At 50.6% G+C, this 15296-nt stretch carries 18 protein-coding genes and 1 pseudogene; 10 read left to right on the top strand and 9 right to left on the bottom strand.

Annotation, left to right across the window (positions count from 1 at the left end; all coding sequences use genetic code 11):
* Window positions 1–209 precede the first annotated feature (209 nt).
* The 3 genes from ttcA to J7445_RS05785 form a co-directional block, all read right to left on the bottom strand.
* The gene (ttcA, locus tag J7445_RS05795) at window positions 210–1169 is read right to left on the bottom strand and encodes a tRNA 2-thiocytidine(32) synthetase TtcA (protein ID WP_203026279.1); all 960 of its coding nucleotides are present in this window, start codon (window positions 1167–1169) and stop codon (window positions 210–212) included.
* 154 nt (window positions 1170–1323) lie between these two features.
* Entirely contained in the window at window positions 1324–3489 is a 2166-nt protein-coding gene (locus J7445_RS05790; protein ID WP_209283313.1) for a heavy metal translocating P-type ATPase, read from the bottom strand.
* Window positions 3490–3589: 100 nt separating this feature from the next.
* The gene (locus J7445_RS05785) at window positions 3590–3799 is read right to left on the bottom strand and encodes a heavy-metal-associated domain-containing protein (protein ID WP_003674677.1); all 210 of its coding nucleotides are present in this window, start codon (window positions 3797–3799) and stop codon (window positions 3590–3592) included.
* 147 nt (window positions 3800–3946) lie between these two features.
* Between J7445_RS05785 and cueR the strand changes: the two genes are divergently transcribed.
* The 6 genes from cueR (at window position 3947) to ygiD (ending at window position 8296) form a co-directional block, all read left to right on the top strand.
* Entirely contained in the window at window positions 3947–4339 is a 393-nt protein-coding gene (gene cueR, locus J7445_RS05780; protein WP_003742986.1) for a Cu(I)-responsive transcriptional regulator, read from the top strand.
* A 280-nt stretch (window positions 4340–4619) separates the two neighbouring features.
* Entirely contained in the window at window positions 4620–4949 is a 330-nt protein-coding gene (locus J7445_RS05775; protein WP_019270184.1) for an OsmC family protein, read from the top strand.
* Window positions 4950–5041: 92 nt separating this feature from the next.
* Window positions 5042–5377 carry a thioredoxin family protein gene (locus J7445_RS05770; RefSeq protein WP_023887410.1) on the top strand — a complete coding sequence of 112 codons (336 nt, stop codon included), beginning with the start codon at window positions 5042–5044 and terminating at the stop codon, window positions 5375–5377.
* 267 nt (window positions 5378–5644) lie between these two features.
* On the top strand, window positions 5645–5956 hold the full coding sequence (locus J7445_RS05765; protein WP_209283312.1) for an ArsR/SmtB family transcription factor: 312 nt from the start codon (window positions 5645–5647) through the stop codon (window positions 5954–5956).
* A gap of 74 nt (window positions 5957–6030) precedes the next feature.
* Complete coding sequence (locus tag J7445_RS05760; RefSeq protein WP_070635939.1) at window positions 6031–7242, top strand: NADH:flavin oxidoreductase/NADH oxidase family protein; 1212 nt, start codon at window positions 6031–6033, stop codon at window positions 7240–7242.
* A 268-nt stretch (window positions 7243–7510) separates the two neighbouring features.
* Entirely contained in the window at window positions 7511–8296 is a 786-nt protein-coding gene (ygiD, locus tag J7445_RS05755) for a 4,5-DOPA-extradiol-dioxygenase (RefSeq protein WP_209283311.1), read from the top strand.
* Window positions 8297–8549: 253 nt separating this feature from the next.
* Here ygiD and J7445_RS05750 read toward each other — a convergent pair whose 3' ends face one another.
* Together J7445_RS05750 and J7445_RS05745 are read right to left on the bottom strand one after the other, a co-directional pair.
* The gene (locus J7445_RS05750; RefSeq protein ID WP_209283310.1) at window positions 8550–9485 is read right to left on the bottom strand and encodes a dihydroorotate oxidase; all 936 of its coding nucleotides are present in this window, start codon (window positions 9483–9485) and stop codon (window positions 8550–8552) included.
* Window positions 9486–9737: 252 nt separating this feature from the next.
* Complete coding sequence (locus tag J7445_RS05745; protein WP_209283309.1) at window positions 9738–10919, bottom strand: aspartate aminotransferase family protein; 1182 nt, start codon at window positions 10917–10919, stop codon at window positions 9738–9740.
* 145 nt (window positions 10920–11064) lie between these two features.
* Between J7445_RS05745 and J7445_RS05740 the strand changes: the two genes are divergently transcribed.
* From J7445_RS05740 to J7445_RS05730, 3 genes are read left to right on the top strand one after another with little or no spacing between them, the layout of a single operon-like run.
* Window positions 11065–11403 carry a general secretion pathway protein GspG gene (locus tag J7445_RS05740; protein WP_070442141.1) on the top strand — a complete coding sequence of 113 codons (339 nt, stop codon included), beginning with the start codon at window positions 11065–11067 and terminating at the stop codon, window positions 11401–11403.
* Window positions 11372–11713, top strand: coding sequence for a hypothetical protein (locus J7445_RS05735; protein WP_342356187.1), 342 nt, complete (start codon window positions 11372–11374; stop codon window positions 11711–11713). The genes J7445_RS05740 and J7445_RS05735 overlap by 32 nt, the downstream gene beginning before the upstream one ends.
* A 13-nt stretch (window positions 11714–11726) precedes the next feature.
* Window positions 11727–11936 (top strand): hypothetical protein, encoded by a 210-nt coding sequence (locus tag J7445_RS05730; protein ID WP_209283308.1) that lies wholly within the window; start codon window positions 11727–11729, stop codon window positions 11934–11936.
* 31 nt (window positions 11937–11967) lie between these two features.
* On the opposite strand, the gene J7445_RS05725 is transcribed toward J7445_RS05730, so the two are convergent.
* The 3 genes and pseudogenes from J7445_RS05725 to J7445_RS05715 form a co-directional block, all read right to left on the bottom strand.
* Window positions 11968–12933 (bottom strand): IS30 family transposase, encoded by a 966-nt coding sequence (locus tag J7445_RS05725; protein ID WP_209283307.1) that lies wholly within the window; start codon window positions 12931–12933, stop codon window positions 11968–11970.
* A gap of 99 nt (window positions 12934–13032) precedes the next feature.
* A pseudogene (locus tag J7445_RS05720) lies at window positions 13033–13464 on the bottom strand (S24 family peptidase); the annotation flags it as partial.
* 187 nt (window positions 13465–13651) lie between these two features.
* Entirely contained in the window at window positions 13652–14047 is a 396-nt protein-coding gene (locus J7445_RS05715) for a helix-turn-helix transcriptional regulator (RefSeq protein ID WP_209283306.1), read from the bottom strand.
* A gap of 107 nt (window positions 14048–14154) precedes the next feature.
* Between J7445_RS05715 and J7445_RS05710 the strand changes: the two genes are divergently transcribed.
* Window positions 14155–14337 carry a helix-turn-helix domain-containing protein gene (locus tag J7445_RS05710; protein ID WP_209283305.1) on the top strand — a complete coding sequence of 61 codons (183 nt, stop codon included), beginning with the start codon at window positions 14155–14157 and terminating at the stop codon, window positions 14335–14337.
* Here the strand turns inward: J7445_RS05710 and J7445_RS05705 are convergent.
* The gene (locus J7445_RS05705) at window positions 14334–15134 is read right to left on the bottom strand and encodes a phosphatidylserine decarboxylase (RefSeq protein ID WP_101810773.1); all 801 of its coding nucleotides are present in this window, start codon (window positions 15132–15134) and stop codon (window positions 14334–14336) included. The genes J7445_RS05710 and J7445_RS05705 overlap by 4 nt on opposite strands.
* Between the last annotated feature and the right edge of the window lie 162 nt (window positions 15135–15296).

The raw sequence follows: 15296 nt of genomic DNA, 5'->3' as shown, positions 1-15296 counted from the left end.
GGAAGGGAAAAGGGTATGCGAAGCACGCTGAGCTTGTTTTGCGGCGGATTAAAATGGAACGGTTTGTATCGTCTTTCCCGTAAAATCCCAGTTTTCAGACGACTTACCGTATTATGCGACTTACCGTATTATGGTTGCACGTCCTGATGATTCAAGGCAGGTTTGTGCAAAGAAATAAAAAATCCGGACAAGGCATCCGGATTTTTGTTTTATGCGCCGCAAGTTTTCGGCTTGTTTGCCAGAATATTGATGACTTTGCGTTCGGGTTTGGACGGGGTGATTTTGATTTCACTCTCGTCTTCTTCGCTGCCGTCGGAGTAGCGTTCGGGCATTTTTTCGCTGTCAAACGCCAAATCGCCGCCGTGTTTTAAGGTTTGACCGCGTTCCAAACCGACGAAGTCGAAAAGCTCGGGGTCGGCAAGATGGGAGGGTACGACGTTTTGCAGGGCGGAGAACATGGATTCAATACGGCCGGGGAAGCGTTTGTCCCAATCGCGCAGCATATCGCCGATGACTTGGCGTTGCAGGTTGGGCTGCGAGCCGCAGAGGTTGCAAGGGATGATTGGGAATTGCTTCAGTTCGGCATATTTGATCAAATCTTTTTCTTTCACATACGCCAGCGGGCGGATGACGATGTGTTCGCCGTTGTCGCTCACCAACTTGGGCGGCATGGCTTTGAGTTTGCCGCCGTAAAACATATTTAAAAACATGGTGGCGAGGATGTCGTCGCGGTGGTGTCCCAAGGCGATTTTGGTGCAGCCCAATTCTTTTGCAGTGCGGTAGAGAATGCCGCGGCGCAGGCGGCTGCACAGCGAACAAGTCGTTTTGCCTTCGTCCAATACGCGTTTAACGGTGGAGTAGGTGTCCTCTTCGACGATTTTGTACGGTACGCCTATGCTTTCGAGATAGTTCGGCAGCACTTCTTCGGGGAAGCCCGGCTGTTTTTGGTCAAGATTGACGGCAACCAGTTCGAAATCAATCGGCGCGCTGGCTTGGAGCTGGCGCAGGATGTCTAATAGGGCGTAGCTGTCTTTGCCACCGGAGAGGCAGACCATGATTTTGTCGCCCGGTTCAATCATGTTGAAATCGTTAATCGCGTCACCGACGGCGTGGCGCAGGCGTTTGTTGAGTTTGTTGTTCTCTAATTCTTGTTTGGTTTTTTTTGACATGGCGGTTTGTGCTTTGAAATAAGGAAAATTTAAGGGCGGTATTGTACCGCAAAAAGCGTTTGGAAACCGCATATTAGAAAAGAAAGGTCGTCTGAAAGAGGGGAGGGGATTTCAGACGACCTTTGTTTTATATTATGCATATTACGCAGCTATATTACTCAATCTTCACCCGTTTCAAGCGCAGCGCATTACCCAACACCGAAACCGAACTTGCCGCCATTGCCGCGCCTGCGATGACGGGATTTAAGAAGCCGAGTGCGGCGAGCGGGATGCCCAAGATATTGTAGAAGAAGGCGAAAAACAGGTTTTGCTTGATGTTTTTCAAAGTCGCCTGCGACACCAGCAGGGCATCGGCGAGTTGGTTGACCGAATGCTGCATCAGCGTGGCGGACGCGGTGTGCTCGGCAACGTCTGCCCCGCCTTTCATGGCGAAGCTGACGTTGGCGGCGGCGAGTGCGGGCGCGTCGTTGATGCCGTCGCCGACCATTGCCACGGTTTTGCCGGCGGTTTTGAGTTTCTGCACTTCGGCGGCTTTGTCGCGAGGACTCATGTTGCCGAAGGCGTGTGCGATGCCCAGTTGTTTGGCGACGTATTCGACCGTGCCTTGGTTGTCGCCGCTCATGATGTAAACGTCGATGCCATGTTTTTTCAGACGGCCTATGGCTTCGGCGGTATCGGCTTTCAGCGCGTCGGCGAGTGCGAATGCGCCGATGGGTTTGCCGTTGGCGGAAACGGCGACGATGCTTGCGATGCGCCAGACGTCGTCTGAAAGGTTTTCAGGTAGCCTTAATTTGGCAAAATCAAGTTTGCCCGCTTTCACCAAACCCACTCCTTCGACTTCGGCGGTAATGCCTGCGCCGACGACGGTTTGCGCATTTTGTGCGGCGGGGATGTCCAAACCACGCACTTGGGCGGCGGAGACGATGGCGCGGGCGAGCGGGTGGGCGGCGTTTTGTTCGACAGCGGCGGCGATGCGGTACAAAGCGTCTTCGTCAAAGCCGCTATCGGGAACGCAATAAACGGCGGCAACCTGCGGCCTGCCTTCGGTCAGTGTGCCGGTTTTGTCCAACACGACGGCATCGACGTGGGCGGCTTCTTCCATCGCCGCCGCGTCTTTAAACCAAATCCCGTGTTTCACCGCCTTGCCCATGCCGACCATAATCGCGGCAGGCGTTGCCAAACCGAGCGCGCACGGGCAGGCAATCACCAAAACGGCAACGGCGTGCATCAGCGCCACCGTCCAATCGCCCTTAACCAGCCAAGTGGCGATGAAAGTCAGAAGCGCGATGCCCACAACGGCAGGCACGAACACCGCCGCCGCCTTGTCCGCCACGCGTGCAATCGGTGCTTTACTGCCCTGCGCTTCGGACAGCGCGTTCATCATGTCGCCGAGCAGGGTTTGGCTGCCGAGCTGCGTGGCGCGGTACACCACGCTGCCTTCGGTCATCAGCGCGCCCGCTAACACTTTGCCACCCGCCTTTTTCTCTTCGGGATTGGATTCGCCGGTGAGGTGGCTCTCGTCCGCCCAGCCGCTGCCGCTTTCGATAATGCCGTCGGCAGCGATGCGTTCGCCGTGGTTGGCGCGGATAAGGTCGCCGATTTGCACTTGGTCGATAGGCAGTTGTTTCCATTCGCCATCGCGTTGCACGTTGACTTGGGTCGGCGTGAGTTTGAGCAGCAAGCCCAAGCTGTTCAGGCTGGATTTTTTGGTGCGGTGTTCCAAAAATTTGCCCAGCGACACAAAACCGATCACCATCACGCCTACTTCAAAATACACGTGTGCCATGCCGTGCGCCGCGTGCGGGCTGAAAAACAGCATATAAACGGAATACAGGTAAATCGATACCGTGCCGATGGTAACCAGCACGTCCATATTCGCCAACCCGCCCTTAATGCTTGCCCACGCGCTTTTGTAAAACGGGATTGCCAGCCAAAGCTGCACCACACTCGCCAATGCGAACTGCCACAACGGCGGAATCATCCAATCGTGCTGACCGATCATCATTCCCGCCATGCCGATCAGGAACGGAATATTGATCGCCAGCAAAAGCCACAACCGCCAGCTTACATGCGCGGTTTCTTCGGGTTGCGGCAGCGCGTCTTCCGTCTTTTCCTTCGCGCCGTAACCGGTTTTCTCGATAATTTTGGCGATGTCGGCGGCGGAGGTTTGGCTGTCGTCAAACACCACCTGCGCCTCTTCGCTGGCGAAGTTCACCCCAGCCGATTCGACAAAATCTTTTTTGTTCAACACTTTTTCAATGCGCGAAGCACAGGCCTGACAGGTCATGCCTTCGATTTGGAAACGGACTTTTTGTTGCATGGTTTCTTCCTTCTGAATGTGGTTGGGCTACCTGAAAAAAAACGGAGCAGGGTTTTCAGGTAGCCTTTGGGGTGTTGCAGTCGATTTGTTGCGATTCGATTTACAAAGCCGCATCAAAGCCGCCGTCTTCCACCGCTTCTATCAGCGCGGCGGGGTTGGTTTGGGCGGGGTCGAATTCCACGACGGCGTTCTTGTTTTCCAGGCTCACTTCGGCCTTGTCCACGCCGTTTACGCCTTCGAGGATGCTGGTAACGCTTTTCACGCAGCCGCCGCAGGTCATGCCTTCGATGTTTAATGTGATGGTTTGCATAGGGTTTCCTTTCTGTTGGAATGAGGCTGAGGTTTTAAAGCCCGTTGCAGCCAAAGCTTTCAGGTAGCCTGAAATGATGGGTCGGCTCTTGCTTTCCCGCTAAGTGCCGCCACTATAAAGCTTCACCCGAAGTAAAGGTCAAGCATCATGATGAACATCAGTCAGGCCGCGGCCGAGAGCGGCCTTTCCGCCAAACAAATCCGCGACTACGAAAAGCACGGCCTAATCGCCCCGGCCGCGCGCAGCGAAGCGGGCTACCGCCGCTACGGACAGGCCGACCTTGCCCGGCTGCGCTTTATCCGCCATGCGCGGGAAGTGGGCTTTTCGCTGCCGCAGATCGGGCAGCTTTTGAGCCTGCAACACAACCCGCAGCGCACCAGCCGCGAAGTGAAAACGCTCACCGCGCGGCACATCGCCGAGCTGGAAGCCAAAATCGAACGCTTGCAGGGCATGGTGGCCGAGCTGCAACGCTGGCACGATGCCTGCGCGGGAGACGACTGCCCGGATTGTGCGATTTTGGCCGGGCTGGAGGAGCGTTAGGCGGCTTGGGCAGAATAGAAACAGGCTGAGACCTTTGCAAAAAAGCCCTTCCTTCGACAGCCGAAACCCAAAAACAGGTTTTCGGCTGTTTTCGCCCCAAATCACTCCTAATTCTACCCAAATACCCCCTTAATCCTCCCCGGATACCCCATAATAAGGCATCCGGGAAGAAAAACGGGGATATTTGGCACGAAAACAGCCGAAAACCTGTTTTTGGGTTTCGGCTGTTGAGGGAACAGGTGAAGAAGGGTATTTTGCAAAGGTCTCGAACCGAAAAAACATGGGCGGTGAAAACGCCGCCCCAAATCCGATGGAATACCTGATCGGCGCTGCTGCAGGCTGCTGCTCCATAGGTTTCGAGTTGCAAGCAGCACAGGCAGGCGTGAAACTGGAACAGTTTGAAATATCCGCAAGGGGCGGTATTGACATGGCCAAACTGTTCGGCATGGAAGATGGCTACGGCGGACTGGATAATCTGGTGCTAACCGTAAAAGTAAAAGCCGACGCCGACCTTCCTACCCTGCAAAATTTCGCCGACCGCTCCGCCGCCAACTCCCCAGTGTTGAACAGCCTGAAAGCGCGGGCAAAAGTGGTTGTGGAAAAAATCTAGACGACTCAAACCGTTTTCTTGTTTTCATTTCGTTGAAAGCCCCTTTTCTGAACAACTAGAAACGTGCTGAATCGCTCAAAGGAGGACATGACATGCAACAACTGCACACTCTGAAAGACATCGAACAGGCCATCGCCACACACCCTTTAGTATCACTGTACATCAAAGCCCCAATCTGCGGTGTTTGTACGGTCGTGGCCGCCCAGCTTGACTCAGCTTTGGCGGTGGAAGGAAATGTGTATGCCGTAAAAGCCGATATTGCTGAAATACCCGAAATGGCTGGACGTTTCCACGTGCTGACCGCACCTGCATGGCTGCTGTTTTATCAAGGCAAGGAAGTAGAACGGATGGCCCGCTTCATCCCTCAGGCACAGATGAAGCAGACATTGGCAAAATGGACAAAAGTAGCAGAAAGCGGACATCAGTAACCGGTCTATCAATGTTTCAGACGGCTGCGGTCTTGATAATGATGCAAGTGGTCAAATTTTTAAGATGATTTGCAAAACACTTAAAAATTTGACCGCTCTTTATTACGAAAAAGGTCGTCTGAAACGGCTTGCAGACTGAGATAATGATTGATAAAACGCTGTGATTTGTACACTAAAACCATCTTCTGAAAATTCCCTTTGACATTCCCCATCTTTCCCTCTAAAATGCGTTCAAGCTTTTAAACGCATAAACTCAAGAAACCGAATATGCCGCAACAAACCATGAATCTAATGCGCGAATGCATTCCTATTTTTACCGTGTTGAGCGATGAAAACCGCCATCAAATCCTGCGCGTGCTGTGGGAACACGGCAGGATGAATGTGAATGAGCTGACCGAGCATCTGCATCTGTCGCGCCCTGCGGTGTCGCATCATTTGAAAATCATGCTGCAAGCCGGTGCGGTGGCGGTGGAGCAGGTCGGCAAAGAGCGGTTTTACAGTATTGCCATGGCGGATGTGGTGGCGAAGTTGAAACAACTTGCTGATTTGATGGCTCAAAATTGCCCGCTTTCAAAATAGGGTTATCCGTTAACCCTTTATTTTTACCTAAATACGTTTACATTTTTAAACCTATCAACTCAAAGGAAAGAATTATGTTATTTACCCCGTTCACTTTTCCAAACGGAAAGACTGCTAAAAACCGTATCCTCAAATCCGCTATGGAAGAACAACTTGCCCAACACGACCAGCCGTCTGAAAAACTTGTCCGCCTGTACGGCACTTGGGCGCAAGGCGGTGCGGGCGTGTTGGTTACGGGCAATGTGATGGTCGCCGAAAGCGGCAAAGGTTCGATAAACGATGTGGTGATTTCAGACGACCGCAGCCTTGAAATGCTGAAAAAATGGGCGAAAGCCGGCACGCAAAACGACACGCTGCTTATTATGCAAATCAACCATGCGGGCAAACAGTCGCCTGCGGTGGTCAATAAAACGCCGCTTGCACCGAGCGCCGTGCCGTTGGTGGGTATGGAAGGCTTTATCAACCCGCCGCGCGAATTGACTGCCGATGAAATCAACGGGCTGATTCAGCAATTCGTACAAACTGCCAAAATTGCCGAGCAGGCAGGCTTTTCAGGCGTACAAATTCACGCCGCACACGGCTATCTCATCAGCCAATTTCTCTCGCCGCACCACAACCGCCGCCAGGACCAATGGGGCGGCAGCTTGGAAAACCGTATGCGCTTCCTTTTGGAAACCTACACCGCCATCCGCGCCGCTGTGGGCAAAGATTTCTTGGTGGGCGTAAAACTCAATTCGGCAGATTTCCAAAAAGGCGGATTTGACGAAAGCGAATCGGTGCAAGTGGTACAAAAGTTATCAGAAATGGGCATTGATTTTATTGAAGTTTCCGGTGGTAACTACGAAAGCCCGCAAATGCTCGCCGCCAAAGACAGCACCCGCAAACGCGAAGCCTTCTTCATCGATTACGCCGAAAAAGCCCGTGCAGTCAGCCAAGCCCCGCTGATTATCACCGGCGGATTCCGTTCGCAAAACGCCATGGAAGATGCCTTATCCAGCGGCCATTTGGATTTGGTCGGCGTCGCCCGCCCGTTTGCCTTAGTGCCTGATTTGGCAAACAAAATGCAAAACGGTACTTATCAAACCGTACAAACCGACCGCATCCAAACGGGTGTGGCGTTGGTTGATAAAAAAGCGGGCGCGATGCTGGAAATGAACTGGTATATGACGCAAATGGACTTGATCGGACAAGGCAAACAGCCCAATCTCAAATTGTCGGCGTGGAAAGTATTGCTGAAAACTTTGTGGGAAAACGGCAAAGCAGGTTTGAGTACGGGCAGGGCTTGATGATGAAAGCAGTTGGGTTTAAAAGAGGATTTGCAAAAACTTTTGAAAATCTGACCGCTCTTTTGTATATGCAATGCGCCCTTGCCATTTAAAACTAAAAGGTCGTCTGAAAACATTTTCAGACGACCTTTCGATTTTAACTTTTTAGCAAAGCCAAAGAATATTTCATCATTTCCTATTTAGAAATTATATTGTTCATAAATTGAGATTTATTGCTTAATCATTTATCCGTACAATCCGCCTCATCAAATATTTTAAGGAGGCAACAATGAAAAAAATGCCTGTATTGTTTGTCGGGCATGGCAGTCCGATGAATGTGTTGGATAAGGAAAATCCTTTCAACCAAAATCTCAGCCTGATTACGCAAAAATTTGCCAAACCGAAAGCGATTTTGATGATTTCGGCGCATTGGTACAGCAGCGGTTTGCAAGTTTCATCGGGCGAACAGCCTGAAATGATTTATGATTTTTACGGATTTCCTGAAGAACTCAGTCAGGTGCGGTATCCGGCGCCCGGTTCGCTTGAGTTGGCGGAGCAAGTGCGCTCGTTATTGCAACCGGAAAATGTGGAGTTGAACCCGACGCGCGGTTTTGATCATGGCACTTGGGCAGTGTTGAAATTTCTGTATCCCGATGCCGATATTCCCGTGGTGCAGCTTAGTCTTAACCGTTTGCAGTCGGCGGAATGGCATTTCAATTTGGCGAAAAAATTACCCGCTTTGCGCGAACAGGGTGTGTTGATTATCGGCAGCGGCAATATTATCCATAATCTGGGCGTGATGAGCAGGGCGCATATCAATCAAATCGGTGCGGGCTATGATTGGGCGTTTGCGTTCCGCGAAGCGGTCAATCAGGCGATTGTCGAGCGGGATGACGATACTTTGATTCATTACGAACGGCTGGGCGAAAAGGCGATGCTCTCCGTGCCGACGCCGGAACATTATCTGCCTTTTCTTTGCATCATGGCATTACGCGAACCCGATGATTCCATTACTTTTTTCAACGACAACCTTGTTGCCGGTTCGCTCAGTATGACTTCGCTTTTAGTGGGGTAAAAGAAAAATATGGCAGCGAAAAAGATTCTTATTGGTTTGTTTCGCTTTCGTAGATGGTGTTGATCCGCTTACTGTTCTTGGGAATGGGATGTCAATCAAAAAGCGCAGAAAAGCTTTGCATGTAAAGAAAATGGTTGTTTGGCAAGTTACCCGGGTTCGGGAGATGAAGAGTATTTCTAAATCCAAAATACTAAGGTCGTCTGAAAGCCCGATTCTGGTTTTCAGACGACCTTTCCCCTTCATCTGAGCAGACTTACCCCAGATATTTCAGTTTGCCTTTGAAGTCTTCGAGCGTCTCGTAGCCTTTTTGCACCATGATGGCTTTCAAGCCAAGCGAAACGCGTTCGAAAACTTCGACGCCTTGCTGATGCAGCGCCGTGCCGATTTGTACCATGCTCGCACCGCACAAGATATGTTCAAACGCATCGCGCCCCGTATAAACGCCGCCTGTGCCGATGATTTGGATGGACGGATTCAATCTTTGGTAGAACGCGTGGACGTTGGCGAGTGCAGTCGGTTTGATGTATTCGCCGCCTATGCCGCCGAAGCCGTTTTTGGGCAGGATAACGACGGATTCGTCCTCGATATACATACCGTTGCCGATGGAATTGACGCAGTTGACGAATTTCAGCGGATGATGGTTGAACACTTCCGCCGCTTGGTCGAAATGGACGATGTCGAAATACGGCGGTAGTTTGATGCCCAAGGGCTTGTCGAAGTAGCCGAAGGCTTCACCCAAAATCCGCTCGGTTGCTTCAAAGTCGTAAGCGATTTGCGGCTTGCCGGGGACGTTCGGGCAGGAAAGGTTGAGTTCGGTAATGCCTTTAAAACCGCTGTTTTGCACTTTTTTCAACAGCGTGTGTGTTTCATCGGGCGACATACCGACCAGCGAGAGGAAAAATGTCCGTTCAGGCTGCGATTCTTGAAGGCTCAGCAAATATTCCAGATAGTAATCAATGCCTTGATTCGGCAACCCCATGGAATTGATGCTGCCCAGCGGTACATCGCGGTAACGCGGTTCGGGATTGCCCGCACGCGCTTCCAGCGTCGCCGTTTTGGTGACGAAGCTGCCTGCGGCGGATTGCCTAACTTCTTCGAGTTCTTCCACGGTCATACACGCCACACCAGCGGCGTTCATCAAACAGTTGTCAAAAGAAAAACCGGCGATTTGCGTTCTCAATGACGGCATACCCTGCTCCTTTCCCTTGAAAAATCAATTTGTTTGCGAAGCGTAACACGAATAGGCAACGCATTTTTTAACGAACATCAAATGACAGGTTATGTAGGAAAATGTTGTTTTAAGTGATGAAGAGAAGACGCAAAAAGGTCGTCTGAAAACTTGTTTTGCTTGTTTTCAGACGACCTTTAACGTGAATAAGCCACGGTGATTGATAAAAGTTTTTGAAATAGCCAAGAAAGCCTTGGCTCATAATTTCTTAAATCAGGCTATCCATTCCGTTAATGCAGCCTCCAAGCGTTTCAGACCTTCCGCCATATCTTCATCGTTTAGCAGCAGACTGGGCGCAAAGCGCACGACATCGGATCCGGCAACCAATACCATCAAGCCGTGTTTCAGCGCGGCAGCAGTAATTTCCGAAGCGCGACCTTGGTATTTGTCTGCCAGCACGCAGCCGATGAGCAGCCCCATACCACGGACTTCTTTAAATACGCCAGTTTTCTCGCCCAATTCCCGCAAGGTCGTCTGAAATTTTTGTCCTTGTTTTTCGACATGTGCCAAGGTTTCAGGTGCATTAATAATGTCGAACGCGCGGCTGCCGACGGCGCACGCCATCGGATTGCCGCCGAAAGTCGAACCGTGCGTCCCCGGTCCGAAGGTCGGAGCGATTTTGTCAGTGGTCAGAATCGCGCCGATAGGGAAGCCGCCGCCCAAGGCTTTGGCGGAACTGAGAATATCGGGCGTAATGCCGTAATGTTCGTAGGCAAACAGTTTGCCTGTGTGTCCCATACCGGTTTGCACTTCGTCTAAAATCAGCAATGCGCCGTGTTCGTCGCACAAACGGCGCGCGGCTTGCAGATATTCCTGCGTGGCGGGCAGGATGCCGCTTTCGCCCTGAATCGGCTCGATGATTACGGCGCAGGTGTTTTCGCTGATGGCGGCTTCCAATGCGGCAACATCGTTAAACGGAACGTGGGTGATGCCTTGCGGCAGCGGCGCGTAGTCTTTGCTGTATTTGGGCTGGCCGCCGACCGATACGGTAAACAGCGTACGGCCGTGGAAGCTGTTGAGGCAGGAGATGATTTCGGTTTTGTGTTCGCCAAAATGATCGCGCCCGTATTTTCGTGCCAGTTTCAGCGCGGCTTCGTTGGCTTCCGCGCCGGAATTGCAGAAAAAGACTTTGTCGGCAAAGGTATGTTCTACCAGCTTTTTCGCCAATTCCTGCGCGGGCTTGGTCGTGTAGATATTGGAAATGTGCCACAATTTTTGCGACTGCTCCGCCAGCGCGGCAACCAAATCGGGATGACAGTGTCCCAACGCGTTGACCGCGATTCCGCCCGACAAGTCGATATATTCACGACCTTCAATATCCCAGACGCGGCTGCCGAGGGCGCGTTCGGGAATCATAGGAGCAAATGAAAAGTTGGGGGTCAGGTAGTTTTGCATCCGATTTCCTTTGCAGTGAATTTATTGAAAATAAGCGGGGATTATGCGCCGCCCGAAACAAAGCTTCAAGCAGGAATGAGCGGGGCGCAAAGTAAGTAGAAATTTCGGCTACAATATGTATTTTACCGACCGTAGGAAGAAGATTATGAACATCCTGCCTTATCAGACTGAAATTGCCGAGCGTATGCTGGTTGGCACAGAAGGCGAAACCATTCATCCCGGCGCGCAATTTGTTCAAACGGCCAACGGCTATTGGATAGCTTGGCACGAGGGCAATGCAGCACTGCTGGCACCCGATACGCCGCCCGATATTCCGTGTTTTTGGGTGGAAGGGGCGCAAAGTTTGGAAGAGTTGGTCGAATTGGTCGAAAACGGCGAGTTTGACGAAATGGAAGAGTTTGACGGCGACGATGACGCGTGGCACGAACACGCGGCGGGCTGTGATGGAGGGCATGACGGTCATTGCGGATGTTCGCATTCATGAAAATAAAGATGAAAACCTTGTTTCTGCCTTTGGTCTGCCTTGCGCTGAACGGCTCGTCGTCAGGGCGGCAGTCGATTTGGCGGCAACGACCGTCATGACGGCGGGCAAGGTTGTCGTCAAAGGTACGGGCGCAGTCATTGATGCCGCCATTCCCGACAGGGACAAAAAGAAAAACAGAGAAAAGGATAAAGGCAAAAACCGCCGTCCTGTTTCAGACGACGGTCTGTATCCGGATTCTTATCCGCCTGCATCGGAAGAGGGCGGTTACTTTGTTCCGCAAGGTTCGGGAAATTCGGACAGTGGATGGTAAGGACGGATGTCTTTTGACTTTACAACCATATAAATGTGGGGGACTGTTAGTTTTTGCACAAGGAACAAATAGAGTAAAAAACGCTGAAATCTTCGAAAGACGTGGATTTCGGCGTTTTTTTGTATCCGGAAAAGTTACGCCAGCTTTTTCACAAAACCGCGCCGGAATGCGCGGTTTTTTGTTTGAAGTTGACGGGATTGGGAAATTTTTAAAACTATTTTAAGAGGGCTTGGATTCGGATTTCAAGTGCAACACTAGTGTATCAGTGGTTTGAACAGATTCAAGAATAAAACACTTGGCGTTTCGTAGCCAAGTGTTTTTCTTGGCCGGTGGTTCAATTCATCTTGAACCCTGCGTATCTCCCGATTGCTGATGTTTCGGAAATCGGTTTGTTTGGGGAAATATTGGCGGATGAGTCCGTTGGTGTTCTCATTCAGCCCTTTCTCCCAAGAATGGTAGGGGCGGCAAAAATAGGTTTTCGCCTTCAATGCTTCGGCTATTTTGGTGTGTTGATAGAACTCTTTGCCGTTATCCATAGTGATGGTGTGCACTCTGGCTTTATGTGCCTTTAATGCCCTAACGGCTGCCAGAGCAGTGTCTTCGGCTTTGAGGCTATCCAATTTGCAGACGATGGTGTAGCGGGTAACGCGTTCGACCAAGGTCAGTAATGCGCTTTTCTGTCCTTTGCCGATGATGGTGTCGGCTTCCCAATCGCCGATGCGGGTTTTCTGGTCGACGATAGCGGGTCGGTTTTCTATGCCGACACGGTTGGGTACTTTGCCTCTGGTCCATGTGCTGCCGTAGCGTTTGCGGTAGGGTTTGCTGCATATTCTGAGGTGTTGCCACAAGGTGCCGCCGTTGCTTTTGTCTTGGCGGAGGTAGCGGTAAATGGTGCTGTGGTGGAGTGTTATCCCGTGATGTTTGCGCAGGTAGGCGCATACTTGTTCGGGACTGAGTTTGCGGCGGATAAGGGTGTCGATGTGTTGAATCAGCTGCGAATCAAGCTTATAGGGCTTTCGCTTACGCTGTTTGATAGTCCGGCTCTGCTTCTGTGCTTTTTCGGCACTGTATTGCTGCCCTTGGGTGCGGTGCCGTCTGATTTCGCGGCTGATGGTGCTTTTGTGGCGGTTAAGCTGTTTGGCGATTTCTGTGACGGTGCAGTGGCGGGACAGGTATTGGATATGGTATCGTTCGTCTTGGGTCAGTTGTGTGTAGCTCATGGCAATCTTTCTTGCAGGAAAGGCCGTATGCTACCGCATACTGGCCTTTTTCTGTTAGGGAAAGTTGCACTTCAAATGCGAATCCGCCGGGTTTTAAAATCAGTTTACGGTACGGCCGAACCATTCTACCCGGCCGATGATGGCTGTATCGGTGTTGTCGGCTGTGAGGTCGATTTCAAAAGGTTCGTAGAGAGGATTGGCGGATTTAACCAAGAGCCGGCCGGGCAGGCGTTGGATGTTTTTGACGAACAGGTCGTTTCCTATGCGTAGGACGTACAGGCCGTCGCGCGGCTCGGTTTCGGCGTGGTTGATTAGGATGTTGTCTCCGTGGTTCAGGATGCCTTCCATGCTGTCGCCTTTAACGGCAATTACAGAAAGCTTGTCTGTCTGCCGGGTAACGTAGTTTTCTATCCAGTATCTCCGGAAAGCCATGCAGAATAATGGTTTTTCATCATTCACTGCTTGTCCATGCCCTGCTGCCGCTTCCACGCTGTATCGCGGGATAAAGGTAAATTTACGTAAGTCGACGGGGGTGAGCGTATAGACCTTCCTAATAACCATCTAAATAACCTGAAAATCTAGTTATTATATAAAAGTAATATAAAAATCAATAATATATGAATATAGTATTAATTCAAAAGGAAAAGGTCTTAATAACTGAGAATTAAGGTTCAGTTATTAAGACCCCAGTTTTTTCTGTTGATTAGGGAGGGTTTCGTTACTCTAAGTCAGCAATAAATAGAGCAATGTCATTATCAGATGCCGGTTCTTTTTTATTTGGCTTCTTGTCTACCATTTCAGCAATTGTCAAAATTATTTCCTTACTTTTCTTAGTTGAGTGGCGATAGTCAACAATCAATTTGAGTTCATCTTCTTTTAAGCTCACGTCTTGAGGGTCGTCTGAAACCTCCCATCCAGTAAGCAGGTAATTCACATCTGCTCCATTTATTGCCAAGGCTAACCATATCTCACCACCAGGAAAACTTAGACCCTGTTCATATTTAATCCACATTCTAGGGGATACTCCACAGTCTTTTGCCATTTCAGTCTGGGTTTTATTCCATTTAATTCTCAAATCTTTCAATCTATTAGCTATTTCTGAACTTTTATTCATATATAAATCCTTGCAAATATGAACTAAAGTTCATATTATGTATATAACAAATCCGAGATTGGTTCTGTATTAGTTCAGCATTTTAACATAAAGAGAAAGGGCCATCTATGGCTATAACTATTGAAAAATTAAAGGAAAATTTTGAAAAGGACGGTAAGACGCTGGCAGCTTGGGCACGTGAAAACGGCTATAAACCGCGAGAAGTTTATTTAAAAAGGTCGTCTGAAAAGTTTGAGCGCGACCCGCTCAACTCATTTTCAGACGACCTTTTTTGTTTGTGGGAATGTTAATCTTTTAAAGCCTGCTCTGCGGCATTGCGGACTTTATCGGCAGCCGCTTCGATTTCGGATTGAGCAACTTCGGCAGCGGTTTGCGCCGGAGCGGTTGTTTCCGTTTGTGCGGCTGTTGTGGTTTCAGTCGGTGCCGCAGTTTCAGGAGCTTGGAGCGGCAGGCGCGCCAAAACAGTGCGCACGCCGGTTACTTTGTCGCCGATGGCAACTTGTGCCTGCGCATCAACCGGCAGATACATATCGACGCGCGAACCGAAGCGGATAAAACCGTAGCGTTCGCCACGGGTCAATTTTTCACCCACTTTGGTGTAACACAAAATGCGGCGGGCAACCAAGCCTGCGACTTGGACGAAGGTGATTTCGCGACCTGAAGCAGTGGTCGCCAGTACGGCGTTGCGTTCGTTTTCGGTACTGGCTTTGTCCAAATCGGCGTTGAGAAATTTGCCTTTATTGTATTCGACGGCGGTTACGGTGCAGTCGGCAGGCGATTTTTGCGAGTGGACGTTGAAGACGTTCATGAACACGCTGATTTTCAACGCTTCGGTATCACGGTAAGGATCGCGCGCGCGTTCGACGACGACGATACGTCCGTCAACGGGGCTTAAAATCGCTTCGGGGTCTTGCGGGATTTCGCGGGAGGGGTCGCGGAAAAATTGCAGGGCAAATACGGTGAAAATCCAAAACGGCAGCGACCACCAGCCGCAGCAGGCAGACACCAGCAAACTCAATACCAAACCGCCGCCGATAAACGGCCAGCCCTCGCGGGCGATAATCGGGTGGGGGTACAGACGGTTCATAAATTAATCCTTTTCTATTCAAATTTTATTCAAATCGCTGCCATTATAACGGAATCCGATACGCTTTTAGCGGGTGCGCCCGTTTTTCAGACGGGATGCGAAAGAAGGTCGTCTGAAAACCTGTCTCCTCCGCTTTTCAGACGACCTCCCGCAATCTGAAAC

This window comes from Neisseria sicca, assembly GCF_017753665.1.
GTDB classification, from domain to species: Bacteria; Pseudomonadota; Gammaproteobacteria; order Burkholderiales; family Neisseriaceae; genus Neisseria; species Neisseria flava.
Note: the sequence above shows the minus strand (reverse complement) of the source record. Positions and strands in the feature narration are given on the sequence as shown.

Excerpts from the sequence above, each read along its gene's own strand:
- J7445_RS05740 (WP_070442141.1), top strand. The coding sequence starts at position 11,065 with ATGAACATCCTGCCTTATCAGACTGAAATTGCCGAGCGTATGCTGGTT.
- J7445_RS05750 (WP_209283310.1), bottom strand. The coding sequence starts at position 9,485 with ATGCCGTCATTGAGAACGCAAATCGCCGGTTTTTCTTTTGACAACTGT.
- J7445_RS05770 (WP_023887410.1), top strand. The coding sequence starts at position 5,042 with ATGCAACAACTGCACACTCTGAAAGACATCGAACAGGCCATCGCCACA.
- J7445_RS05715 (WP_209283306.1), bottom strand. The coding sequence starts at position 14,047 with ATGAATAAAAGTTCAGAAATAGCTAATAGATTGAAAGATTTGAGAATT.
- J7445_RS05710 (WP_209283305.1), top strand. The coding sequence starts at position 14,155 with ATGGCTATAACTATTGAAAAATTAAAGGAAAATTTTGAAAAGGACGGT.
- J7445_RS05775 (WP_019270184.1), top strand. The coding sequence starts at position 4,620 with ATGGGCGGTGAAAACGCCGCCCCAAATCCGATGGAATACCTGATCGGC.
- ttcA (WP_203026279.1), bottom strand. The coding sequence starts at position 1,169 with ATGTCAAAAAAAACCAAACAAGAATTAGAGAACAACAAACTCAACAAA.
- J7445_RS05705 (WP_101810773.1), bottom strand. The coding sequence starts at position 15,134 with ATGAACCGTCTGTACCCCCACCCGATTATCGCCCGCGAGGGCTGGCCG.
- J7445_RS05745 (WP_209283309.1), bottom strand. The coding sequence starts at position 10,919 with ATGCAAAACTACCTGACCCCCAACTTTTCATTTGCTCCTATGATTCCC.
- J7445_RS05725 (WP_209283307.1), bottom strand. The coding sequence starts at position 12,933 with ATGAGCTACACACAACTGACCCAAGACGAACGATACCATATCCAATAC.
- ygiD (WP_209283311.1), top strand. The coding sequence starts at position 7,511 with ATGAAAAAAATGCCTGTATTGTTTGTCGGGCATGGCAGTCCGATGAAT.
- J7445_RS05765 (WP_209283312.1), top strand. The coding sequence starts at position 5,645 with ATGCCGCAACAAACCATGAATCTAATGCGCGAATGCATTCCTATTTTT.
- J7445_RS05785 (WP_003674677.1), bottom strand. The coding sequence starts at position 3,799 with ATGCAAACCATCACATTAAACATCGAAGGCATGACCTGCGGCGGCTGC.
- J7445_RS05790 (WP_209283313.1), bottom strand. The coding sequence starts at position 3,489 with ATGCAACAAAAAGTCCGTTTCCAAATCGAAGGCATGACCTGTCAGGCC.
- J7445_RS05735 (WP_342356187.1), top strand. The coding sequence starts at position 11,372 with ATGACGGTCATTGCGGATGTTCGCATTCATGAAAATAAAGATGAAAAC.
- cueR (WP_003742986.1), top strand. The coding sequence starts at position 3,947 with ATGATGAACATCAGTCAGGCCGCGGCCGAGAGCGGCCTTTCCGCCAAA.
- J7445_RS05760 (WP_070635939.1), top strand. The coding sequence starts at position 6,031 with ATGTTATTTACCCCGTTCACTTTTCCAAACGGAAAGACTGCTAAAAAC.